24 protein-coding genes and 1 pseudogene are annotated in these 22,337 nt (G+C 38.5%); 5 read left to right on the top strand and 20 right to left on the bottom strand.

Annotated features, from left to right (window positions below; translation table 11 throughout):
• Window positions 1-139 precede the first annotated feature (139 nt).
• The 5 genes from ACFS5O_RS02570 to ACFS5O_RS02550 form a co-directional block, all read right to left on the bottom strand.
• Window positions 140-1,345, bottom strand: a complete 1,206-nt coding sequence (locus ACFS5O_RS02570) for a D-alanyl-D-alanine carboxypeptidase family protein (protein WP_205724132.1) — start codon at window positions 1,343-1,345, stop codon at window positions 140-142.
• A gap of 187 nt (window positions 1,346-1,532) precedes the next feature.
• Window positions 1,533-2,468: a magnesium transporter CorA family protein gene (locus ACFS5O_RS02565; protein WP_205724133.1), complete on the bottom strand. Its 936-nt coding sequence runs from the start codon at window positions 2,466-2,468 to the stop codon at window positions 1,533-1,535.
• A 31-nt stretch (window positions 2,469-2,499) separates the two neighbouring features.
• The gene (locus tag ACFS5O_RS02560; RefSeq protein WP_379838606.1) at window positions 2,500-2,796 is read right to left on the bottom strand and encodes a GNAT family N-acetyltransferase; all 297 of its coding nucleotides are present in this window, start codon (window positions 2,794-2,796) and stop codon (window positions 2,500-2,502) included.
• Window positions 2,797-2,865: 69 nt separating this feature from the next.
• Window positions 2,866-3,267, bottom strand: coding sequence for an NUDIX hydrolase (locus ACFS5O_RS02555; RefSeq protein WP_379838603.1), 402 nt, complete (start codon window positions 3,265-3,267; stop codon window positions 2,866-2,868).
• A 102-nt stretch (window positions 3,268-3,369) separates the two neighbouring features.
• Window positions 3,370-4,272: a hypothetical protein gene (locus tag ACFS5O_RS02550; protein WP_205724135.1), complete on the bottom strand. Its 903-nt coding sequence runs from the start codon at window positions 4,270-4,272 to the stop codon at window positions 3,370-3,372.
• A gap of 224 nt (window positions 4,273-4,496) precedes the next feature.
• Between ACFS5O_RS02550 and ACFS5O_RS02545 the strand changes: the two genes are divergently transcribed.
• Together ACFS5O_RS02545 and ACFS5O_RS02540 are read left to right on the top strand one after the other, a co-directional pair.
• Entirely contained in the window at window positions 4,497-5,738 is a 1,242-nt protein-coding gene (locus ACFS5O_RS02545; RefSeq protein ID WP_205724136.1) for a tetratricopeptide repeat protein, read from the top strand.
• A 10-nt stretch (window positions 5,739-5,748) separates the two neighbouring features.
• A complete protein-coding gene (locus ACFS5O_RS02540; protein ID WP_205724137.1) occupies window positions 5,749-6,234 on the top strand; it encodes a hypothetical protein in 486 nt (161 codons plus the stop codon).
• Between the two features lie 23 nt (window positions 6,235-6,257).
• Here the strand turns inward: ACFS5O_RS02540 and ACFS5O_RS02535 are convergent.
• From ACFS5O_RS02535 to ACFS5O_RS02520, 4 genes and pseudogenes are all read right to left on the bottom strand, one after another.
• Window positions 6,258-6,596 (bottom strand): annotated as a pseudogene (locus ACFS5O_RS02535) (L,D-transpeptidase); the annotation flags it as partial.
• Window positions 6,597-6,640: 44 nt separating this feature from the next.
• A complete protein-coding gene (locus ACFS5O_RS02530) occupies window positions 6,641-7,138 on the bottom strand; it encodes a DNA-3-methyladenine glycosylase I (RefSeq protein WP_205724138.1) in 498 nt (165 codons plus the stop codon).
• Window positions 7,139-7,189: 51 nt separating this feature from the next.
• The gene (gene lepB / locus ACFS5O_RS02525; protein ID WP_205724139.1) at window positions 7,190-7,747 is read right to left on the bottom strand and encodes a signal peptidase I; all 558 of its coding nucleotides are present in this window, start codon (window positions 7,745-7,747) and stop codon (window positions 7,190-7,192) included.
• An 8-nt stretch (window positions 7,748-7,755) separates the two neighbouring features.
• On the bottom strand, window positions 7,756-8,157 hold the full coding sequence (locus ACFS5O_RS02520; protein WP_205724140.1) for a VOC family protein: 402 nt from the start codon (window positions 8,155-8,157) through the stop codon (window positions 7,756-7,758).
• Between the two features lie 112 nt (window positions 8,158-8,269).
• On the opposite strand from ACFS5O_RS02520, the gene ACFS5O_RS02515 reads away from it, so the two are divergent.
• Together ACFS5O_RS02515 and ACFS5O_RS02510 are read left to right on the top strand one after the other, a co-directional pair.
• The gene (locus tag ACFS5O_RS02515; RefSeq protein WP_205724141.1) at window positions 8,270-10,105 is read left to right on the top strand and encodes an LTA synthase family protein; all 1,836 of its coding nucleotides are present in this window, start codon (window positions 8,270-8,272) and stop codon (window positions 10,103-10,105) included.
• Between the two features lie 273 nt (window positions 10,106-10,378).
• Complete coding sequence (locus tag ACFS5O_RS02510) at window positions 10,379-11,122, top strand: metallophosphoesterase family protein (RefSeq protein WP_205724142.1); 744 nt, start codon at window positions 10,379-10,381, stop codon at window positions 11,120-11,122.
• Between the two features lie 54 nt (window positions 11,123-11,176).
• On the opposite strand, the gene ACFS5O_RS02505 is transcribed toward ACFS5O_RS02510, so the two are convergent.
• From ACFS5O_RS02505 to ACFS5O_RS02455, 11 genes are all read right to left on the bottom strand, one after another.
• On the bottom strand, window positions 11,177-11,632 hold the full coding sequence (locus ACFS5O_RS02505; protein ID WP_205724143.1) for a VOC family protein: 456 nt from the start codon (window positions 11,630-11,632) through the stop codon (window positions 11,177-11,179).
• Window positions 11,633-11,676: 44 nt separating this feature from the next.
• On the bottom strand, window positions 11,677-12,018 hold the full coding sequence (locus ACFS5O_RS02500) for a VOC family protein (RefSeq protein ID WP_205724144.1): 342 nt from the start codon (window positions 12,016-12,018) through the stop codon (window positions 11,677-11,679).
• Window positions 12,019-12,032: 14 nt separating this feature from the next.
• The gene (locus tag ACFS5O_RS02495) at window positions 12,033-13,058 is read right to left on the bottom strand and encodes an S-adenosylmethionine:tRNA ribosyltransferase-isomerase (protein ID WP_205724145.1); all 1,026 of its coding nucleotides are present in this window, start codon (window positions 13,056-13,058) and stop codon (window positions 12,033-12,035) included.
• A complete protein-coding gene (locus ACFS5O_RS02490) occupies window positions 13,058-13,783 on the bottom strand; it encodes an SDR family NAD(P)-dependent oxidoreductase (RefSeq protein WP_205724146.1) in 726 nt (241 codons plus the stop codon). Before ACFS5O_RS02490 ends, ACFS5O_RS02495 begins: the two co-directional genes overlap by 1 nt.
• 161 nt (window positions 13,784-13,944) lie before the next feature.
• Window positions 13,945-14,910, bottom strand: a complete 966-nt coding sequence (gene uvsE, locus ACFS5O_RS02485) for a UV DNA damage repair endonuclease UvsE (protein ID WP_205724147.1) — start codon at window positions 14,908-14,910, stop codon at window positions 13,945-13,947.
• 130 nt (window positions 14,911-15,040) lie between these two features.
• A complete protein-coding gene (locus ACFS5O_RS02480; protein WP_205724148.1) occupies window positions 15,041-15,499 on the bottom strand; it encodes a C40 family peptidase in 459 nt (152 codons plus the stop codon).
• A 126-nt stretch (window positions 15,500-15,625) separates the two neighbouring features.
• Complete coding sequence (locus ACFS5O_RS02475; protein ID WP_205724149.1) at window positions 15,626-16,789, bottom strand: hypothetical protein; 1,164 nt, start codon at window positions 16,787-16,789, stop codon at window positions 15,626-15,628.
• Window positions 16,776-17,321, bottom strand: coding sequence for an RNA polymerase sigma factor SigX (locus ACFS5O_RS02470; protein WP_205724150.1), 546 nt, complete (start codon window positions 17,319-17,321; stop codon window positions 16,776-16,778). Before ACFS5O_RS02470 ends, ACFS5O_RS02475 begins: the two co-directional genes overlap by 14 nt.
• Window positions 17,322-17,763: 442 nt before the next feature.
• Window positions 17,764-18,375 (bottom strand): TetR/AcrR family transcriptional regulator, encoded by a 612-nt coding sequence (locus ACFS5O_RS02465; protein WP_205724151.1) that lies wholly within the window; start codon window positions 18,373-18,375, stop codon window positions 17,764-17,766.
• 48 nt (window positions 18,376-18,423) lie between these two features.
• Entirely contained in the window at window positions 18,424-19,341 is a 918-nt protein-coding gene (locus ACFS5O_RS02460) for a GNAT family N-acetyltransferase (RefSeq protein WP_205724152.1), read from the bottom strand.
• Between the two features lie 172 nt (window positions 19,342-19,513).
• Entirely contained in the window at window positions 19,514-19,813 is a 300-nt protein-coding gene (locus ACFS5O_RS02455) for a hypothetical protein (RefSeq protein WP_205724153.1), read from the bottom strand.
• Between the two features lie 111 nt (window positions 19,814-19,924).
• Here ACFS5O_RS02455 and ACFS5O_RS02450 point away from each other — a divergent pair, with 111 nt between their 5' ends.
• Window positions 19,925-22,333 carry a transglycosylase domain-containing protein gene (locus tag ACFS5O_RS02450; protein WP_205724154.1) on the top strand — a complete coding sequence of 803 codons (2,409 nt, stop codon included), beginning with the start codon at window positions 19,925-19,927 and terminating at the stop codon, window positions 22,331-22,333.
• Window positions 22,334-22,337 lie beyond the last annotated feature (4 nt).

Below are 22,337 nucleotides of genomic sequence, written 5' to 3'. Positions count from 1 at the left end.
AACAGCCCACTTTGTTTCTTTTGAATAAACGTTTTTGCCCATGCAAAAACACCTCCGATTTTTCACTTTTAATAAGTGTATCATTTCGAAGGTGTTTTATTGTGTCCCATCTACCTAGGTTAGTCTAAAATAGACGGTTTTATTTCACATAACTGCGAGCAACATGCCGCATTTTTTTATGTTTGTGTCTTTGACTTCTCATTCTTAAAATTACGAGAAATGCGAGCAACAGAAGTAATCCACTGTATAAGAAGATACCCGTCTTCACGAAAGATTGCATGAAAGTTGCTTCTTTCTCTGATGATTCGTTATCGACTGTTACGGAAGCTTCTTTTTCCTTTTCTTTCTCTTTAAATAGGGTATAAGAGAGTAACACATTCCCATTAGCATCCTTTAGTTGAAGCTCTCCATCAGAGCTCACTTCCTGAACCGGTTCTTCTCCTTTAGGCAAAGTAACAGCCAAGTCTTTTTTTAACGGGTAGGTTTTACCGTTTAACGCTTCAATCTTCGTACCAGCAGACATTGTTTGTCTTTCATAGTTTGCAAAACCATAATCCCCTAATGCCATCGTATCCCAATAAGCTGCTCGACTCGTAGGAGCTTTCATTGTTACGATGATCACATCAAGATTATCGCGTGAAACAGCCGTAACTAGAGTGTGTTTTGACTCATCCACATAGCCGTTCTTTACACCTATCGTTCCCGGGTAATCCCACAAAAGCTGATGGTGATTTCGTAATGTTGTTTCCCAGCCTTCTCCTACCCAAGGCAATTCTTTTGTTGATACGATCTCACGAAATTCTTCATTCTGCATCGCGTATTGAGTAACTTTCGCCATATCTTCTGCTGTTGTATAATGTTCTTCATCAAATAGTCCGTTTGGGTTCACAAAGTGAGTGTTGTCAGCTCCTACTTTTTTCGCAAACGCGTTCATTTGATCAGCGAATGAGTCGACATCCCCTGCCAAATATTCTGCAATCGCAACAGCTGCATCATTACCTGAGTTGATCAGAAGGCCTTGTACAAGCTTTTTTAAAGGTACTTGCTCGTCTTCCATTAAATAGACGCGTGTCCCCTCAGCTCTAACAGCGTCACTGCTAACGACAACAGTATCGTCCAACTTGCCTGATTCTATAGCCAGAATCCCTGTAACGATCTTTGTAATACTAGCTGGATACATTTGTTCTGAGCTATTTTTTTGGTATAAAATATCTCCTGTTTTCGCATCAATCATTACAGCGCTTTCGCTTTTAATTTCTGGTGTGTTCTCCCCCGTCGCTTGAACAAACTGCGTGTTCAAAAGCATAACCAGTGAAAAAACAAGAATTAGGCTAAGTTTTTTCATTTATTTCCGCTCCCGTTAGTCATTTAATCTTCATATCTCTTCGTTGTATGTTTTCATTCTTTTATGGTTGAAATCAAAATGAAATCTAGTAATATTCGCCATAAAAAAACAAGCGTTTCATCAATTTGTACCGTTCGACAAAATCCGCCTGTTTCCTTTATATATATCGTTCATTTTTGTAGTTTATTTAGTCAAAATGTTTTCTACTTTTCTTGCCTCGTAATAAATCTCCTGTCCACCCCTTCATTCTTAACCATATATAAACGCCTATTGTAGAGAATATAATTAAGAGCATGGCATAAAGATAACCCAACTTCCAATCAAGTTCTGGCATGTTCTTAAAGTTCATTCCCCAGATTGCCCCGAGACCCATTGCCGGTGTGAAGATAACCGTAAACACAGTTAATGTTTTCATGATTTCATTACCACGATGAGAAGAAAGTACCTCTTCAAGATTTAACAATGTATCGATATCTTGCCTGTAATGGGAAAGTAGGGAGGTTGTTCGATCAATTCTTGTTTCAATTCGCCTATAGGCTCTCGTTTCCGTAATCTCATCAAGGAACGCTTCCTTAATAGCCATCTGTGTTTCATGAACAGGTAGAGTCAAATCACTCCAGTTGATGAGCTCGATTCGTCGATCATAGATGCTGTTTAATAAATTTGTATGATTGTTTCTTTGCACATCCCGTTGAAGCTCTTTGAGCTTTATTTCTAATGCATCAATACCATCTAAGAAATAATTAATTAACTCACCCAATAAAATTAGAAAGCCTTCAACTGGCGACTTTTCTTCTAAGATCAGATGGTCACAGGCTGTACGGTAGTCACCTTGAATAAGTGATAAATCTAATCCGACCGTGATTAAAGACTTCGGTCGAATATAAAAATGGAATACCTTAAAATCAGATTGATTCTCGGGATCTTGTTTATACGTAAGTGATCCGCGAACAATTTGATCACCGTCACTGTCTCTTTCAATCCTTAAGTAGTTGACTTTATCCTCTTTAATGTTACTTAGCCAATTTTTGCAGCCTTTCGTATCTGCGATTAAATCATGAATCGTTTCCTCATGACAATCATGGCGGTGCCACTTCCAGCCATAAACACTCATTTCCTCCATAGAATTATCCATCCTTTGTATAATAATCGTTTTAGATAACGGTATATTCTTTCGCACCTTGTTTTCTTAACCATCTTAATGAGAATTGCATAATTTCCAGGTGATTCTGATACTTTTTATGCTTGGCGTACATCCAGATATACCCGTGCTTTTCTGATTCCTGTACTTTTAATAAGGCGACTGCCATAATCTCGTGTTCTTCTTCAACAACTACAACGGCTGTATCGTCACGATCTTCTAGATATGAAGAGAGTTTCTTTTGATATTCTGGAGCGTCACTACACCATTTCAATAATTGGTTAAGATCTTCTTTTTCTGCGAATACCACTTTCAACTGTCTTCCTCCTCAATTAGAGTTCCCTTCTAAAAATAGTAGCAAACCCTAGATTGTTTTTTCTTATGATAATAAATAGCTTTGTAAAAGCTCTCGGTCTTCTGGAAAGGATAACGTTAACGTCTCTAACTCTTTCAAGGATACCCACCTTATGTCGTGAATTAAACCATCCGGATCTTGGATGACAGAAGAACCGCTTATTAATTTTGTGAGATAATAGTGGACCTTAAAATGTATGTTCTGTGTGATTCCTTCTTTAATATGTAGTTTTTTAATAACTTTTACGGTATAACCCGTTTCTTCCCATACTTCTCGAATGCCACATTCCTCAAGACTCTCGTTTCCTTCTCTGCCTCCAGAAGGAACACTCCACTTCTTCTCCTCAGCGGCTGTTCCTTGTAAAACCATCAATAACTTTCCTTCATTCACACAAATACAACTAGTACCTTCCCACTCCATAGCCATGGTATCCCTTCCCCCTTTATTTCTTACTTTCTGGACATGAAAAAAAAGTCCTGCGCAAAAACACAGGACTTTTCTACAATTATATGACTTTATCTTTTAAAACTAGATGACTTGAGTTTGATCGGCTACTTTTTGCGTATTTACGATTCTGCATTTGCAATGATCCCACGTATAGAGCGTCTTGCTGTTTTGTTCTAATAAAGACAGAGAGTCATCGGTACATTCTACGATCTTCGAGTGAGGGATCTCATGCTCTTTTTGTTCGCCACTCTTCATATCAATGTAAACAATACGTTCGCTCTTTCCCGTTGCAAGATCTAGCTCATAGACGAGCAGTTGATCGTCTACTTGATAGAGAGCACGGGGAGAGATGGAAAGCTTATATTCTGTAACTACTTTATCTTTATCATTCAACACCATGATTTTCTTTGGATCACCGTTAAGGACTGGCGCACCTGATACGTACACAAGATCTTCATGACATAAAATATCAGTAGGTGCCATGTTGCTTCCCAGGTTCACACGCTTTTTCTTACCGTTACGGATAATGTAGAGTACCGCTTGATCCTCTTCAACGATATAAGAAGAAATATAGAGAACATCTTGGTTCATCTCTACTTCCCATAGAAAGCCATTCACTTTCCACTCTTTTATGAGTTCCGGACCATCCTTTGAAAAAATCAAGACTGAGCCTTTTGAACCATCACCCTCACAAGCGACTACAACACTGGATTCAAATTCATAAAAGTTGGGTTGTCCCTTAATAACCTGAGATTTTAAGCAGCCATTTTTATGGTCAAAGATGAAGAGCTTGTGGTCTCTTGATTGATCATCCATTTTCTTAGAGAACCAGTAATTCTTCTGTTTGTCCATGAATACTTCGGAGTAGGTAAAAGCGCCTTCCTCATTTCTTACTATACTTCCGGCCACTTCAGGATCACGTGAGACATACAGCGATTGATTCTTCTCTGCAGTTCGTGATGATAATTGATACATTTTAGCCATAGTACTCTCTCCCTTCAAATTTGACGCCGGCTCGGTGCTGACATAGGATTTATGTAAAACGTTCTTTTCAAAATTATCAATTTCTAGCAAAAACTTTGTATTTTCTGTTATATTTATCTTATCAAACAATCCATTTATTCTGTATTGGGAAAAATAGTAGGATAGATACTTGTTTAGTGGGGGTTCTGCATGACAATTTTCCCAAGTTCTGAAAGGGGGATTTTATGGTCGGTCAACGAATAAGATATTATAGAAAAACCAAAGGCCTAACCCAGGAAGAGCTGGCACAGGGAATTTGTTCTGTCTCATACTTGAGTAAGATTGAGAAAGGGGACGCCAAATCAAGCGAAGAAGTCATTAATCTGCTTTGCGAACGTCTAGGTATTTCGCCGGAGGAAGTTGATAATAATGAAATACTTGAGATGTTAAACGAGTGGAACATGATGATGGTTCATCGAAAATTTAAAGATGCTGATAGTTTTTTTCCTGTACTAAACGGAAAAATGAAACTTGTATTCGAACCCGAATTACTGGTTAAATTTGAACTGTTTAAAGCCCGCTATCTGTTAATAAATGATAAGATTCCTGAAGCAGAAGAAATTTTAGCTAAAGTAAATACCTACCATTTAGAATTATCTAAAGTAAATCAGTTTTACTATTACTCTTTCAACGCTTTCTATTATATTTTTATTAAAGACTATAAATCAGCCCTGAGAGATATTAAGAAAGCAGAAGACTTATATAGTTTTATTGATTTAACAGTTACAGAAATAGGGTATTTATTTTACTTGATTGCAGTTACCTATAGCAACCTTTATAGGATCTCCACTGTAAATCAATACGCTTATAAGGCTATAGAAATATTTGATAAAGAGTACAACTACAGTCGTAGTGCTGATTGTCAAATTTTACTTGGTATTTCTAGTCGAAGAGTAAGAAACTACGAGCAAGCTATTTATCACTTTAATCAAGCTCTTAAATATTCAAAACCTTTTAAAGATGATTATACTACGGGAGTTATTTACCATAATCTAGGCTTTGTTTTTTCCTGTCAGAAGGAGCATAAAAAGGCTATAGAATATCTTTTAAAAGGGCTGGATTACAAAGGCTCTGACTCAGAAAATGTAATAAATACCTACTACCTCTTATCCAAAGAATATTATAATATTAAAGACTACAAAAACTCAAAAAAGTATTTAGACCAGGGAATTGGTCTAATAAAGCAAAAAGATGAGTATTATTTCCACTTTAAAATGCTTGACTATATACTCACTGATAAAGACATTAAAGATATTGAAGAGTTTTTATCAAAGGATGTTATTCCGTATTTTGAAAAGCAAAACATTTGGGAGTACTTATCCAGCTACTCTGAGAGATTGGCAGATATTTACTTTGACCAATCGCTTTATAAAAGAGCTAGCATTTATTACAGAAAAGCAAATAATTCTAGAAAAAAAATATTTTAGGAGGTATTTTATGTATAAAAAATTACTCTACTCACTACTTACCGTTTCGCTTCTAGCAGTAATAACCTTTAGTTTTTCAAAATCTAACATTACATTTGACCATACACCAGGTCCTAAAGCTACTTCATTTAAGTCAGCTTTTGACCATACTCCGGGTCCTAAAGCTGCATCTTTTAAGTTAGCTTTTGATCATACTCCGGGTCCTAAAGCTGCATCTTTTAAGTTAGCTTTTGATCATACTCCCGGTCCTAAAGCTGCATTAATTGACTTGGCTTTTGATCATACTCCAGGCCCTAAGGCTGCATCAGTTGAATTGGCTTTTGACCATACTCCAGGTCCTAAGGCTGCGTCAGTTGAATTGGCTTTTGACCATACTCCAGGTCCTAAAGCTGCATCAATTGACTTGGCTTTTGACCATACTCCAGGCCCTAAAGCTGCATCAATTGACTTAGCTTTCGATCATACTCCAGGTCCTAAAGCTATGATAAAAGCATAAAAAAACCCTTTTAAGGGTTTTTTTTATGCCCTGATCAACACCTTCGTCCCAATAGGCACAATCTGCGATAATTCCAAAACATGATTATTTTGCATCCGCACACAACCTTTGGATACATATTTGCCTATGGATGATGGTGTATCTGTGCCATGTATGCCGTAGTGTGGACGAGAGAGTCCCATCCACATGACACCGAACGGTCCGCCTGGATTTGGAGCTTTATTTATTATCGTATACGTTCCGGTTGGTGTAGGTGTTAGCATTTTTCCGACACCTATCGGATAGCGTTTGATTACTTTCCCATCTTTTACGAGGGCTAGTCTTTTTCTTGTTGTTGAAATATAAATCTCATAAGGCATCGTCATACCTCCCGCTTTAGCTTATGCAGGATAAATAGGAAATGACTCTATTTGGATGCCATGAAGCATTGATCACTATGTGAAGCTGGTATTCGACCAGTTGCTTCTAAAAAGCTCTCTGCCGTTGTTAAACCGACGTGCTTGAATGTCTTTCTTAATACTTTTTGTTTTTCCTCTTTTTCAGGTGGCAGTTGTTTTAGAAACGCTTCAAAGCTACCAAACTTCTTTACAAGTTCGTGGACTCTCTTTGCATTTTCAATCGTCGCTTCAATTTTTTTTCTATGTCTGACGATTCCAGCATCCTCTAGTAAAATTTCTATCTCTTTTTCACCAAACTGCATAACCTTTTCTATCTCAAACTGCGCAAATGCATTTCTAAAGTTCTCTCTTTTGTGTAGTATGGTCTTCCAGCTTAAACCTGATTGAAACAGTTCTAGTGTTAAGCACTCGAACAACGCATTGTCTCCCTCTACATACTGACCCCATTCGTTATCATGATACTGCTGCAGCATCTCACTCTCTTCACTCCACTTGCATCGGTTCATCTCACATACTCCTTTTAAAAAAATAAAAAGCGCAGCCGGGCTGCACTTTTGTTATTGGGTTGCACGCATTTCAGAAAATGGATAGATGACGACTTCTGAACGACCTTCAATTGCTTTCGTTTCGATCAACCCTAATCCGTTTCGTGAATCCATGCTATTTAGACGGTTGTCGCCCATTACGAAAACTTTCCCTTTTGGAACTTTAAGTGGTCCGAAGTCTTCCGTCAGATATACGCCTAAGCTTTTCGCTTCCGATTTGTTTTCTTGTAGATAAGATTCTCTCACCTTTTTATTGTTTACATACAGGTCGTCACTCTTCATTTGAATAACGTCCCCTTCTAATCCTATCACTCGTTTTACATATCGTTTATCGTCACCTTTAATAATGACGATATCGCCTTTTTGGGGCTCAGAAAACGCATAAACGATTTTATTCACATATAACTTTTCTTGATCATGAAGAGTAGGTGACATGGATGCACCTTCTACCATATATGGAGCAAAGAAATAGGCTTTAGTAATAAATACAAAAACTAAAGCAAAGACGATCGCCTTTAGCCAGCTTACCCATTCATTTTTTTGCTTTGTTTCTTTTTCTTGTTCTATCATATCTTCATTCACCTCGGCGCAACGATTTCAATTTTTAATCGATCTGGATCTTCAAAGAATAAAGCATAATGATTTTCTCCTCCTGCAAAAGGAAACTTGTCCTCATACAAAAAGGAAATATTTTTCTTCTTCAATTGTACACGAAGGTGCTCTATTTGCGCACGTGATTTAGCCCAAAAGGCCAGGTGATTTAGTCCTGAACGCTTTCGGTGAAATGGTATGTCCTTATACAAGTCCTCTGTTTGTACAAAAACAAGATACAGTGATTCCATTTTGTAACTAAAACCTTTTTCCCATTCCTGAAAAAGAGAAAAGCCTAACTCTGGCAGCAGCCATCCATAAAAAGCTTTCGTTTTGCCCAGATTCTGCACGTTTATTTCTATGTGATGTAAACCTTGTGGTATTGTCATGGTTTCTCTATTTCTCCCTCTACTTAAAAAAAGGTCCTCTATCACTTTTAATCTTTTGAGAAATAGCCTACAATGGTAAAGATTTCCGTTTTCCTACAGGAGGGTTAGACCTATGAACGCTAAAACAAAACACGCAGCAATCTTCCTGGCTATTTCACTGCTTTGGTTGAAAACATATATTGTTTATAAAGTTTCATTTACGCTGCCTATCGATCATTTCCTGCAAGAAATTTTATTATTTTTAAATCCATTAAGTTTTCTCGTACTCTATTTTTGTTTAGCGAACCTTGCTCCACCTGCTAAAAGAAGACGAGTCATTCTATGGCTTTCCTTCATTTATAGCTTTATCTTGTATGCGAACGTCGTCTATTATCGATTCTTTACCGACTTCCTTACGATTCCGGTATTGTTTCAAACAAAGAATGTTGGTGATATCGGAAACAGTGTGTACGAACTAATCTATATCACCGACATTTTCTTTTTTGTTGATCTGCTTCTATTAGCTTATCTCTTAAAGCAGACGAGATGGAAGTCTAATCATCTATTAAAGCCGGTAGACCGAAGAAAATTATTTTTATGCGGTGTTGCCATATTGTCTGTTCATTTAATCCTTGCAGAAATAAACCGCCCTCAGCTCTTGACCCGTACATTTGACAGGGAAATTCTTGTGAAAAGCTTAGGAACGTTCAATTATCATCTGTACGACATCATGCTTCAATCCAAGTCTTCTATGCAAAAAGCACTAGCAAGCAATATGGATGCAGAGGAAATTCTAAAGGATATAAAAAAAGAAACCGTTAACAACCCAGAGCTCTATGGAATTGCAAAAGGGAAAAACTTAATCATGGTATCCCTAGAATCTACCCAAAATTTTGTACTGAATTACAAAATCAACGGGGAAGAAGTTACACCTTTCTTAAACGAACTTGCTGAATCTAGCTATTATTTCAATAACTTTTATCATCAAACCGGACAGGGAAAGACATCCGATTCTGAGTTTTTAATCGATAATTCCCTATATCCACTACCAAGAGGTGCTGTTTTTCAAACACATCCATTGAACGAATACAATGCTATGCCTGAAATTTTAAAATCAAACGGCTATTATTCTGCTGTTTTTCACGGTAATAATAAAAGCTTTTGGAACCGCGACGTCATCTATAAAACGATGGGCTATGATAAGTTTTATAGTGAAGAATATTATAACGTAACAGAAGAAAACTCAATTAACTATGGACTTAAAGATATACCTTTCTTTGAGCAGTCCATGCCGTATTTAACGAAGCTACCTCAGCCGTTTTACGCCCGGTTTATTACCTTGACGAACCATCATCCTTATTTGATCAATGAAAAAGAACAGTGGGTTGAGCCTTATCCTGTAGAAGACGGTACGGTTAGTCGCTATTTTACAACCGTTCGCTATGCGGATGAAGCATTGCGCCAGTTTTTTGAAGAACTGAAGAGCTCTGGATTATATGAGAACTCAGTGGTAGTCGTTTATGGGGACCATTACGGCATATCAGAACGGCATCAAGAAGCGATGGCCGATGTGTTAAGCAAAGCAACGCTTACTGCTTACAATCAAGTGGAACTGCAGCAAGTACCCTTATTCATTCACGTTCCAGGAAAAAAAGGAAAGCAACTTGATACCGTGGGTGGACAGATTGATTTAAAACCTACTCTTTTGCATTTGCTTGGGATTGAATCAAAGGATGACGTTCATTTTGGAACGGATCTTTTTTCAAAAGAACACCATGAATTAACCGTTTTGCGTAACGGTTCTTTCGTAACAGAGGATTATATATATACCAATGAGACGTGTTATGTAAAACCTTTTGGAGCACCTGTAGAAGAGGAAAAGTGTAAGCCATACATCGAGCAAGCAAAAAAAGAACTCGATCAGTCAGATCGAATCATCTATGGTGATTTGCTGCGATTTTTAAAGTAATTATAGCCCCCTCGTCAGGGGCTATGTTTTTTTGTATCTATAATGATTTTTTTAAACGCGTCTATTACTTCTTTTGATATTCTGATTATAGAGTTTAGTCCTATAATTAAGGATGAAATAAAATAAATGCTATTTCATTCACCTACGAAGATAACGTATAAAATGCTTAAAAAAGCAGCTAAAACAAAGCCTATCTTTTTTCTCAACTTCTAATCCCCCTAAGATTGGGCTTTATTTTATTATAGAAGATGACTAGTTAAAGGTGGGGAAAATTTGAAAGCTCTATTTGCTTATTTTACAGATGTTCATGGAAATTCGGATGCGCTACAAGCAGTAATTGATGACGCTACAGGCAGAGGAATCTCCCGGTTTATTAGCGGCGGTGACATGATTGGGATTGGTCCTTTTACAAATGAGGTACTTGAACGGTTATTTAACTTACCGTCTATTATGATGGTTACGGGAAATCATGATGAAGCAGTCCTTGCATTAAAATATGGTTTGTCTCACCCTAAGAGTCACAGTCATGCGAAGCAACATCATCAATGGATTGCTGACCAGCTAAAAGATGCATATGCTCATACATTGAGTACACTTCCAAGAGAGCTGACATTTGAGGAAGATGGTTTCCGCTTTCTCATCACACACTATCCCTTCAAGGAAGGAAAAAAGGAATCTTCAATATCTGAAGATCCCTTTATGCCGATTATAAGTGAACCGGATTCTATAGCGATGAAAGAGCTTTTTAAAGAGTCACTTGTCAATGATTTTATAGGATTTGGGCATCATCATATCGTTCATGACTATAAGATAAATCAAACTCATTTAGTGAATCCTGGTGCACTAGGATGTAATAAAGTGGCTGAAGCACGCTATGCTATTGTCTATAAGACGGATGAACAGGAACTTAGTATTGATTATAAATCGGTACCGTACGACCAGACGCGTTTATTTAAAGCATACAATGAACTTGAAGTTCCAGATGGTCCGTTCCTGATGAAAGCTTTTCATAGTTAAAGGTTTAGCTCTTTCTTTGTAAGAGAGTAGATGATGTATTTGGAAAAACCCAATTTATTTTGTTTTATTCCATTCATCTAATGTCATCATCTGAAATTCTTCTTCAAAATCCAGTCTTAACGGAGCAATTAACTCAATGCTATTTCCATCAGGATCTTTGAAATATACGGCTGCGTGAGCTTGTGGATTATTAGGTAGCACTAAAGGTTGTTTTTCAGGCGGAAATCCAAAATTAGTAGAGACTTCTATATCTCTTTCCTCTAACCATTCTTTAATGGTTAACATATTATCTCTATCAATTTGAAAAGCGATGTGTCTTAACGATGGGTGATAGGGTGTTTTAGCCTTGTCTGTTTCCCATAATCCCAACCAACTTTTCCCTTTCTCAATCCAGAAAAACACTAAATTTTCTTGTTGATACGCGATTTCTAAATCCAGTCTACTATAAAACTCAATAGAATTTTTAAGATTACTTACGGGCAAGTGTGCTTCGTATAGTCCTTTAATCATTGGATTTCTCCTTTTATCTGTTCTTTATATTATCAGTTAGAGATCTACGTCTGTATAAATTCAATCTCTTCTCCGTCTGGACCATCATAAAAAACTGTTTTCCACCCGTTCGGAAGGTCATACGGTCCTTTTGTTAAAAAGATATCCTTACGAGAGAGTTCCTTTATTTTTTCCGTCACAGAGGTCACGCTAAATGCGATATGACTTCGTGCAGCGTTACTCCTAGAATTAGGAATCAATTCAAGCTGGTATCCTTCTCCTACTAAAAAAAAGAGCTCTGTATCGTTCCATATGAAACTTTCTTTCCTTTCAATAGGAAGAATCTTTTCATAGAAGTCACAAGACGTTTTCATATCACTTACATAGAGACCGATATGATGCAGCATCTTATTCTCCTACCTTACAGAATGAGGTTCATATCGCCAAACTCGTGCCAGAGGTAGCGCTTCTGAATCGCATCGTTATAAGCGTTATACAATTTGGTTCGATCTACGAATGCAGAAAGCAGTTGCAGATGACTCGCCTCCGGTTCATGCATCCCTGTAATTAGTCCATCACATACTACGAGTTTCGTATTTTCCGTAATATATAGATTCGTCCAGCCACTAGCTTCCTGGACCCTTCCGTTTTGCTGGGCGACTGTTTCTAGCGTCCTTACCACTGTCGTACCCACTGCGATGACTCGACCTCCACTATTTTTCGTTTCATAAATGAGGTCAGCGGTTTCTTTCGGTAAATGGTAATTTTCGAAGTTTTTGTCTGGTCCTTTGTGCCACTTATCATCCAGCAAATAACTTAATCCCGTATGAAGCGTAATATAAGCGATTCTAACGCCTTTTTTCTGAAGTCGGAACAGAAGCTCCCAACTGAACGCCCTTCCTGCAGAGGGCATCTCTACAGACCCTGGAATGGTTGCGAAAACCGTTTGATAGTAATCCAGATTCCAAGGTTTCTGGATGTATTCGTACCTGACAGGCTCTCCAAGATCATAGATTTGGTTAAACAGCGAAGAGCAGCATAGATTAAAGGCTAATGATACAAAAGGTGTATCTTGTGACTGTTCGATAATTGTAGCTGTTAATGTCGGCGAAAAACGGATGATATCACCCTCTTTTACAGTTCCGCTAACGGGAAGTGCTTCCCATACTGATTCATTCTTCCTGTGAGCAAGGCGAATTTCAACCTCAGTCCCATCTGCTTCTTTATGACTCTTTAATACTGCTGGAACGGTTCGGCTCGCGTTAAGTACAAGCAAGTCACCTTTTTTCAAATACTTATCTAGTTGATAGAACTGAGTGTGTTTAGTCATTCCAGTGTCTTTATCGAGCACCATCATTTTTACATAATCTCTGCGTAACCCTCTTCGTTCTGGTGGTTCTTTTGCATTTAGTTCCTGTGGCACCTCAAACTTCATCGCTGTTTCCATTAGAACTCACTCCCCTCAAGCTGAAACGTTTGTGCTTCAAATCGCTTTCCGGTGATGAGTGAAGATGCATCTGACGCTAAGTATCCAAAGACTGCCGTCAGATCCTCAGGTTTTGCAAGCTCATAATCACAGTCTGGTACAGCACGTGCATGCATTTCTGTATCCATCTCGCCTGGATCAACCATGTTCACACGTACACCAGATTCGCTTACTTCGTCTGCCCACGTTTCGGTTAGTCCTTCAAGTGCAAATTTTGAGATGCCATATGCTCCCCAGCCCGCATAACCCGTTGCGCCCGCTTCTGATGTGATATTAATGATGCTTCCTTTTTGTTTCTGAAGCATGAGGGGTAAGACCCTTCTTGTAACTAAAAATGGTCCGATCGTATTGACACGTAGAACTTCTTCAAAATCTTGTTCTGGATAATCAAGCAAATAAGGGATCGGGCTAGGACCGATGATGGATGCGTTGTTGATTAACACATCTATTCGTCCAAAATGCTCTTCTGTCAAAGCTACAAATCGCTCTACATCTTTTGACTTTGACATGTCTGCTTCTATCGCGAGAACACCTGCTCCAAGCCCAACCGCCTCTTTCCTTACACTTTGAAGGGCATCTACGTTTCTTGCACATATCGCCAAGTTATAACCTTCCCGGGCAAAATATAGAGAAAGCGCTTTACCTAAACCTTTTGAAGCTCCTGTTATCATAACTACTTTTTTCATGATTTGTTCCTCCTGAATTTATATTTTATACTTTTTATACATTTATGTTTACTAAGTATTTTTATTATAGTTAAAGTTCTTTTCATTCGTCAACGATAAAGTTTACAAATTTTTCGACAAATTTCCCGGAAAATAAAAAAAACCCTGCAATAGCAAAGGTTTTACTTCAACCGAAACGATGCTCCATCTAGGATTTCAACATCGTTTCTTTCTTTTATTTCTCTCATCAGTTGAAAAAGGGCCAAATCTTTTTTCTTTGATTCAATCATACAGTCGATTTCTTCCACACTACCTTTTACTTCTTTTAAAAAGTCAAAAAACATATTCACATCCACATAGTCTGCATGATTTCTAAATTGCTTCTCGTTTTTCGGACTTGAGATATGCATCTTCAGTGGTAACGATGATGTTTTCCAAGACTCTACTACTCGTGGCCAATGTTGAGTCCAGTTCTCGTCATGATGGTAAGCAAGGTGATGGTGATAATCAAACACGAGAGGAATCTGCAGCTTTTCACAAAGATATAGTGCATCTGCCATAGTAAAAGAAGTGTCGTCGTTCTCAAGCATTATCATTCTTTGTATCGACAATGGAACGCTTCCCCAATTCTGCACAAATCGCTCAAGTGCAACATCTGTCTCTTTATAGTTTCCACCTACATGCATCACGCATCGATGTTCAGTATCGATCCCCATGTTTTTAAGTAACTTGTAATGCATCTGTAGCGTCTTCAGAGAGTTTTTAAGAATCTCTTTTTTGGGTGAATTAATCAGAACAAAATGGTCTGGATGAAAGTCTAGCCTCATATTATGCTGTTTGGCATACTGTCCCATCTCATGGAGTGCATCACGTAAAGGACTCATATAATCCCAATCTAAGAGTTCACTGTGATTGGCTAGCGGAATGATTCTGGAGGTCATTCGATAGAACCTTACCTCATTGGCCACAGCATGCTTTAACACTCTTAGCGTATTGGTTATATTGGCATGCGATATGCGCTCCAATTTCCTCAAACCCGCTTCTCTATTCTGCAGCTGGCTGAATTGTTTATAGGTCATCGTTTTGGATGGGGAAGCATTCTTCAATTCCATGCTCATCGCTACAAAACCAAGCTTAATTATGGTCATCTGTCACACCTCTTTTTCATCACTAACAGTATGACCCTATTGCATTCTCTTTTAATCGCATGTGATTTTGTGCTTAACTAGTTTTCACTAAAAAAACTGCCCTAACCTTTAGGACAGTTCATGTTATCTATTATGGTAAATATCTTTTCGCACCTACATAGGTACTCTTCCAGTATTTAGCGTCCAATGACTGGATACGTACTCCTTTTGAGGTAGCGGCAATAAATTCTCGATTGCCCATATAGATGCCTACAAACGAAACACTTTTGCCATTTGTTTTAAAGAATACAAGATCACCTAGTTTTTCTTTTCCTTTTGAAATGGGTGTGCCGCCTTTATATTGATCAGCAGACGATCTTGGCAAATTTTTGTTTACTACTGTTGTTTTGAATATATATGTGGTAAATCCTGATGCATCAAACCCTTTTGGTGCTGTGCCACCCCATTTAAATGGAGCACCTTTGTAGAGTTTTGCCGTTTCTGTCACTTCTTGATCATAAGATGGAGATGCTTTTGCTGTGGATACTCCGCTTAAGATCAACAGAGCTGCGAATCCTAATGAAACTACTGCGACGAGTAAACGTTTCATGTTCAACACCCTCTCTTTAATAAACTCTTACACTCTATTAGTCGCAGAATACAGTAATAAAGTTACTTTCATTCCATAGAAAAAAGACTGCAAATTGCAGCCTTTTTCGACACCTTCTTCATTAGATCATTGATAGAAGTTAGTACCAGTCACTCCTTCAATCTCCTCATCAAGCTGATAAGGACCGATTGAATCAAGTTTCGTATTATTAAACTTTACAGACTCAAACCCGTAGCTTTCAGCTGTTAAAAGAATAGCATCGATCATCATCAGATCTTCCGTATCATCAGCAGATAACTTTATAGAATCAGGAAAGGTAATCTCTACATCATCCTTGTTCAATACTTTTACACCTAGTACCGTGTTTTTCGGTAGTAACGGTTTAAGTCCACGCTCTTGTTCATCATCCATCATCTCAAGAGCATCCTCAAACTCCTTTGGCATCGATTTCGTGTCTACTCCCGTTGCATACAGACTTACGATAAAAGCATCTGTGGACGGAGCGTCATAACGAAAGTGAGGGGCTCCTGGAACTTTAAGGTCCCACTCCGGAACTGTTCCAAAGCGCGGGAATTCGTATCCTTTTTCACCATCCATACGCAGTTCTACTTTCGCCTTCTGACCTTCATTAGCAAAGGTCATCGTAATCAATGCTTGAAGAAGTGGTTCTTCTGCTTCCTTAATGGCACCAGCTGGCAGATCAACGATTACGGTCTCTTCTTCTTCTGTTATTTTGGCTTTTTCTAGGGGACTGTTCATTAAGCCAACATCGCTCGGGTTAAAGGCTTTAAGTTCTTTATTCACTTTATTGACGTAATAATCTTGGTCGGTTAAGAAACTGACAGGTATGACAAGCTGTGCTTGATCATCCAAATAACCTACTGTCACCCAGTCTTTCTTCATAGCTTTCAGGTCCTTATCTAAATAAGGAGCATGATACGCAACAGATGGTTCAGCTTTCATGATCCCGACGGAGTTTTGATCTTTATCCGCAGAGTCATCTAACGCTTTTTTTTCTATCATATCCGATTTCTCAGCAACCTTGGAGTTCTGTATCTGTACCCCATTCTGCATCAGATCGGGAGCGAAAACACCAAAGATGACAAGCGCGCAAGCTGTAGCGAGTGCCGGGAGACTCCATGAAGGAAGCCTCTTCCATTTATTATCCTTATAATTAATATTTGCCTGAACCTTTAAGAAAAGCTCCTGCTTGGATTGGCGGTCTCTTATCGGGGGCAAATGTTTAAGATGCTGTTCAATTTTTTCATCATTCCACTTAATTGGTTCCATCTTTCAATTCCTCCTCCAGGCCCGGTTGCTGATCCAGCCATTTGCGCAATTCTTTTATAGCCCGGTGCTGGGTGGTCTTTACTTTACTTTCGGTCCAACTTAGTATTTGCGCAGTTTCTGAGATCGATAATGATTGGATGTACCGAAGTACAAGCACTTGCTGCTGATCAAGTGAACAACGTTTCATCATAGTATATAAATCTAGGTAAGATTCTTTTTTTGCAACTAATTCTTCTGGAAGGGGATCTCCATCACGTAATACACTTTCACTTTCTTTTATATCAAAGAACAGGAACCGTTTGTTGCGTCTGGATTGTTTTCTAAGCCAGTCAATGGCCACGTGCCTGGCAATGGAATACAACCATGTTTTCTCTGAACTCTTGCCTTCGAAACTCTCGTAGGCGTTTAATACCCGGATATAAACTTCTTGCACAAGATCTTCTGCCGATTCCCGATTTCGTACCATATAGAAGATAAATTGAAATAGCGCCGTATGATACTCATCGTACAATCGGTCGAACGTTTCCTTCACTTCGGATGGCCCCCTATCTCTATGTATTTATGTAGTCGAATTTACTTATAAAAAGTTACATTACAAATATGTTACTTCTAAGTCTACTCTTTTTTATAGCATCTTGATAGGACCATTTGGTCGATAATTCCCAACAAAAGTGTAACTCCTTAGACAAAACCAGTCAGTAAATATATCTTGAGCAGGACAAGCGCTGTTTGGGCTAAAGAATGTCGGCAATATTCAATACCTCGAAGGGTATTACCCTTTTTTATTCAAGAAATTTTCAGGATAATCCCTTAAAATTCGAATGTATACCCGCGAGTTGGGAGCATAATTCCGCGAATTTTGCTCATATATCCGTGAGTCTACTTATTTCGACATGTACAAATATTCATATACCCTCACTAACAAAGAATCTACTAACACAAATAAAAAAGACACCAAACTTGGTGCCTTTACGTTAATTCGTTATAACATAGGTTAAAAACATTTCTTCGATGGTATCCCAGGCAATTCGATACTGCTCTTCTTCTCCTAGAAAAGAATAATGAAGCACGTTACCATCACGAAGTGCCCAAAAGATTCGTGAGATGTTTTGCGGATCTAACTCTTTTTTAATTTCCCCTGATTCCTGACCTTCTTTAATGATCTTCACAATATAATCAATAAATCGGTTATATCGCGCTGCAAGAATCGTTCGTAGATCATCTTGCCTTGATCCATAGAGCCAGAATTCAATATATACACGCATCGTCTGCTGATCATCTTCTTTTAACTCTTGTTTTTTCCAACGTTTGAATAGATTCTCAAGCTTTTTACTAGCACTTGTAAGAGAAGCGTTCTCTTGTTCCATATCTTCAAAGAATTCATCTGTTCGCTTCTTTAATAGTTGAAGATAGATTTCTTCTTTACTAGCAAAATAGTTATAGATGGCACCTTTACTAATGTTAGAATCTTTAACGATGTCGTCTATAATCGTAGCTTGGTATCCCTTTTCACTAAAGCATTTTAAGGCGCTCTCAAGAATGTGGTTGCGTTTCTCTTCTTTATACTCAGCTGAAACTTTAGGCATGATGCTTCCTCCATTTATGACACGTCTTCTATAAGTATAACAGAGTTTTCAGTCTATTTCGGAAAAAGTTTTCACGGTGCGTGAGTCATTAGTCTGTTCGATTAGCCGTTCCATATGTACTTGTTCAACATACGTCGTAAATCCTGTTTCACGCAACAGTTGGTTTAGATAATCCTCTTTTTTCGGAATGTTGATCGTTATCCTTTTTACGGATTCCTCGGCTGGCGCGAATGCGGTTATTACTAATTCTCTCACCGTCTGCTCTTGGAAGTCATTCTGTTCGTCGGTTACACATTGATAGAGTAAGATTGTGGATAGCTTCCCTGTTTCATTATAGACTTTTTTATACACAGCATATCCGAGTGGAATTTCGTCTTTCATTCCTATCACACAAATACAGTCTCTTAAGCTCTGAAATTGAGTCTGCCATGCGGTACTATGTTTGAAAAAGGACAATCGTTGTATATCAAATAGAGATACTTCTTTGATCTGTATCTCTGAACTTGCTCTTTCCCAAGTAGTAATGACCCCTTCATGTTGAAGATATGTCAGTTCTTCAAACGTCTCATAACCCATGCTTTTATATAGGTTGATAGCAGCTGTATTTTCTTTTACCGCTTCGAGTCTTGCAATTTCAACTTTCTCTTCTGCATATATGTTTAAGCAGACGGATATGAGCTTCTTACCAATACCCATTCCTCTATAATCTGGAGCGATTGCGGTTCCTCCGTTCCATACGTATCGCTTACCGTTAATCGTTCGAAAACCGTTTAGTACGAATCCTGCTAACTTGCCATCGTAAACAGCCACGACTGATTTCTCAAGCGAGATTCCTTCACCAGCAATCCTTTGTATGAATCGATCAAGGTCCACGGTCATATCAAAGAAATAATGCTTCCACGAGTCATTCCATAACAGCATTGCCTCATTAAAAGTTAACTCACTAAATCGTTTAATGACTAACACCACAATCTCTCCTCATTATTTTTAAAACGACTGGTCGTTTTATTAAATTTTATAAAATAATGAATCGTATGACCAATACATTCGTTCGACAAATAGCATTCCTATGACTAAAATATAAAAAAACTGATATCAAGAGGGCAGGTCCTCATCGATATCAGCTTCTTAAACTATATTATCTCTTTAGATCAAATAACATCTTAAAGTGATCATAATACTCTTCTACTTTTCGATCTTCTTGCTTCAAAAAATCATTTAGTTGTTGTTCTGATGATAATTGAAGAGCCTTCTCTCCAAATTCACTCATATCATCTAAAACACCAGAAGTTTTCTCTCCGATTTCAACATCTTCTTTTAATAGTTGAGCGACTTCCGTTAATTTATTTAGCTGTTCTTCACTTACGCTTTTATTTTGATGAATATCTTCCAACATGGAGTAAATGATCTGCGCTCTTTCTTTCGTCTGTGTTTTCATTAAATCACTCCTCTAAATTAACCTTCCCCCATCCAGTCTCTTTATAAACTGTTTTATATTTACAAGTATTGGGTAAATCAGGAGTAGTAACTTAGAGAAAGGAAGAGTGCTGTGGCGAAAAGGTCTGTACTTCGTCAGAAGAGAAAACGATCACTTTGGATTCGGCGGACAGCAATTATAACGTTAATTCTTTTCTTATCCAGCGTAACATTTGGAGGAGCGATGATCTATGCATATGTAAACGGTACTCCAAAGCTTACAGCTGACGACTTGAAAGATCCCCAATCATCGATGATCTATGACATGAACGATGAGTTCATCACGTATGTAACAAGCTCAGAACGACGAGAATATGTCAAGATTGATGATATACCAGAACTCGTCCAACAAGCATTTATCTCTACAGAAGACGTTAGGTTCAGAGAACATATGGGAATCGACATGAAGCGAATTGTCGGGGCAGCCGTTGCGAATGTTCAAGATGGATTCGGCGCTGAAGGGGCAAGCACTATCACTCAGCAAGTGGTTAAAAACTCAGTTCTATCGTCAGACAAAACACTCGAACGAAAAGTGCAAGAAGCCTACCTGGCTATTCAATTAGAACAAAAGTATTCAAAAGATCAGATCTTAGAGATGTACCTGAACAAAATATACTTTGGGAGCGGTGCATATGGGGTAGCGACGGCTTCGAAAACGTATTTTAATAAACCTCTAAAAGAACTATCTCCAGCAGAAGCTGCTCTTTTAGCTGGTCTGCCTCAAAGACCGAGCAGTTATGACCCTTTCCTTCACCCTAAAGTAGCAGAGGAAAGACGCAATACTGTATTGCATCTCATGTACAAGAATGGTGCCATTACAAAACAACAAAAAGAAGAAGCCATGAAATCAGCTGTAACGGAATCTCTATCAAAAGAAAAAACAAAACGATTAAAGTACGATGCTTTTATTCAGCAAGTGATTAAAGAATTAAAAGAAAAAGGAGTATCTGAACGGGCGATTTATGAGGGTGGATTAAAGATCTATACAACACTTGATCCTAAAGCTCAAGCTCATACGGAAAAGGTGCTATCCACTGAAGAATATGTCAACTATCCAAACGACAAATTTAAAGCGGGTGTCGCGTTGCTCGATACAAAGACCGGTGTTATTCGTGCGTTAGGCGGTAACCGAACAAGTGATGATCAAAACATCGAGAAAGGTTTCAACTATGCGACTGATATTACTCGCCAACCCGGTTCCACCATCAAACCCATCTTAGATTATGGACCAGCTATAGAAAAGTTTAAATGGTCTACGTATAAACAGATCAAAGATGAAGAGTTAGAGATTGACGGTTGGGAAGCCGGAAACTGGGACGATGATTTTCATGGAGATGTTTCTATGCGGGAAGCACTCGTCCATTCTTATAATATTCCTGCCATCAAAACCTTTATGGAAGTTGGCTCTGAAGATGCTGTAAGCTTCGCTAAACAGCTAGGTATACCTATTAAGACCGCTCATCCTGCCTATGCCATCGGTGGATTTGGTAAGGGTCCATCACCATTAGAACTAGCAGGTGCATACACAGCATTCGGAAACCAGGGTGTCTACCATAAACCAACAACTCTTCGTAGTGTGAAATATCCCGATGGCTATGAAACAAAGTATGAATCCAAACCTGTTGCAGCCATGCATGATTACACGGCTTATATGATTACAGATATGCTAAAAGATGTTGTTAATAAAGGAACAGGAACTCTAGCTGCTATTCCTGGATTAGAAGTGGCCGGCAAAACGGGAACGACGAATATGCCAGACGGGCTTGATCATATTAAAAAGGGCTCAAGTGACTCGTGGTTTGCAGGCTATACAACAAACTATACAGCCGCAGTATGGACAGGATATGACAAAACAACGGCAGAGAGTTATCTGACGCCTGAAGACCAAAAAATTGCTAAATACATTTTCAAGTCTATCGTCTCTGAAGTGTCAAAGAATAAAAAGACAGCCGGGTTTTCTAAGCCAAAATCAGTTGAGGAAGTATACATCAATAAAGACACTGGATATGTAACAAAAGACGAAAATGGCTCTAATGTGACGAAAGAGCTTATCGTAAAAGGCACATCCCTTAAAGAGATGACTGCTCCAGTTAAAACAAAGAAAGTCGATAAAAAAGAACGAACGAGAAGCAACACAAACAATGAAGAGAAAAACAATGAAGAGAAAAACAAGGATGACAAAAAGAAAGATTCCGCTAAGACTAAAGAAGAAGACAAAAAGAAAGAAGATGAAAAACAAACCGAGCCGCCACCAACAAAGCCAGAGGATAAGGCTGATCCGCCACCACCACAAGATGACAACCCGGATGATCCTGGTACAACACCTGAACCTGAAGATCCACCAACAGTGCCAGATCCACCTCCAACAGAACCTCCTCCGACAACAGATCCGCCACCGACTGAACCACCACCAGCGGATGGTGGAACGGGAACGGGAACAGGAGCAGGTGCTGGTACATCTGGAACAACAACTACACCATAATCAA

The organism is Fictibacillus nanhaiensis (assembly GCF_042686385.1).
GTDB lineage: Bacteria > Bacillota > Bacilli > Bacillales > Fictibacillaceae > Fictibacillus > Fictibacillus nanhaiensis.
The sequence above is the reverse complement of the archived record's forward strand: the minus strand, read 5'-3'. Positions and strand labels throughout refer to the sequence as shown.

Coding starts and splice junctions, on each gene's coding strand:
- ACFS5O_RS02570 (WP_205724132.1), bottom strand. CDS start 1,345: ATGAAAAAACTTAGCCTAATTCTTGTTTTTTCACTGGTTATGCTTTTG.
- ACFS5O_RS02565 (WP_205724133.1), bottom strand. CDS start 2,468: ATGGAGGAAATGAGTGTTTATGGCTGGAAGTGGCACCGCCATGATTGT.
- ACFS5O_RS02555 (WP_379838603.1), bottom strand. CDS start 3,267: ATGGCTATGGAGTGGGAAGGTACTAGTTGTATTTGTGTGAATGAAGGA.
- ACFS5O_RS02550 (WP_205724135.1), bottom strand. CDS start 4,272: ATGGCTAAAATGTATCAATTATCATCACGAACTGCAGAGAAGAATCAA.
- ACFS5O_RS02545 (WP_205724136.1), top strand. CDS start 4,497: ATGGTCGGTCAACGAATAAGATATTATAGAAAAACCAAAGGCCTAACC.
- ACFS5O_RS02540 (WP_205724137.1), top strand. CDS start 5,749: ATGTATAAAAAATTACTCTACTCACTACTTACCGTTTCGCTTCTAGCA.
- ACFS5O_RS02530 (WP_205724138.1), bottom strand. CDS start 7,138: ATGAACCGATGCAAGTGGAGTGAAGAGAGTGAGATGCTGCAGCAGTAT.
- lepB (WP_205724139.1), bottom strand. CDS start 7,747: ATGATAGAACAAGAAAAAGAAACAAAGCAAAAAAATGAATGGGTAAGC.
- ACFS5O_RS02520 (WP_205724140.1), bottom strand. CDS start 8,157: ATGACAATACCACAAGGTTTACATCACATAGAAATAAACGTGCAGAAT.
- ACFS5O_RS02515 (WP_205724141.1), top strand. CDS start 8,270: ATGAACGCTAAAACAAAACACGCAGCAATCTTCCTGGCTATTTCACTG.
- ACFS5O_RS02505 (WP_205724143.1), bottom strand. CDS start 11,632: ATGATTAAAGGACTATACGAAGCACACTTGCCCGTAAGTAATCTTAAA.
- ACFS5O_RS02500 (WP_205724144.1), bottom strand. CDS start 12,018: ATGCTGCATCATATCGGTCTCTATGTAAGTGATATGAAAACGTCTTGT.
- ACFS5O_RS02495 (WP_205724145.1), bottom strand. CDS start 13,058: ATGGAAACAGCGATGAAGTTTGAGGTGCCACAGGAACTAAATGCAAAA.
- ACFS5O_RS02490 (WP_205724146.1), bottom strand. CDS start 13,783: ATGAAAAAAGTAGTTATGATAACAGGAGCTTCAAAAGGTTTAGGTAAA.
- uvsE (WP_205724147.1), bottom strand. CDS start 14,910: ATGACCATAATTAAGCTTGGTTTTGTAGCGATGAGCATGGAATTGAAG.
- ACFS5O_RS02480 (WP_205724148.1), bottom strand. CDS start 15,499: ATGAAACGTTTACTCGTCGCAGTAGTTTCATTAGGATTCGCAGCTCTG.
- ACFS5O_RS02475 (WP_205724149.1), bottom strand. CDS start 16,789: ATGGAACCAATTAAGTGGAATGATGAAAAAATTGAACAGCATCTTAAA.
- ACFS5O_RS02465 (WP_205724151.1), bottom strand. CDS start 18,375: ATGCCTAAAGTTTCAGCTGAGTATAAAGAAGAGAAACGCAACCACATT.
- ACFS5O_RS02455 (WP_205724153.1), bottom strand. CDS start 19,813: ATGAAAACACAGACGAAAGAAAGAGCGCAGATCATTTACTCCATGTTG.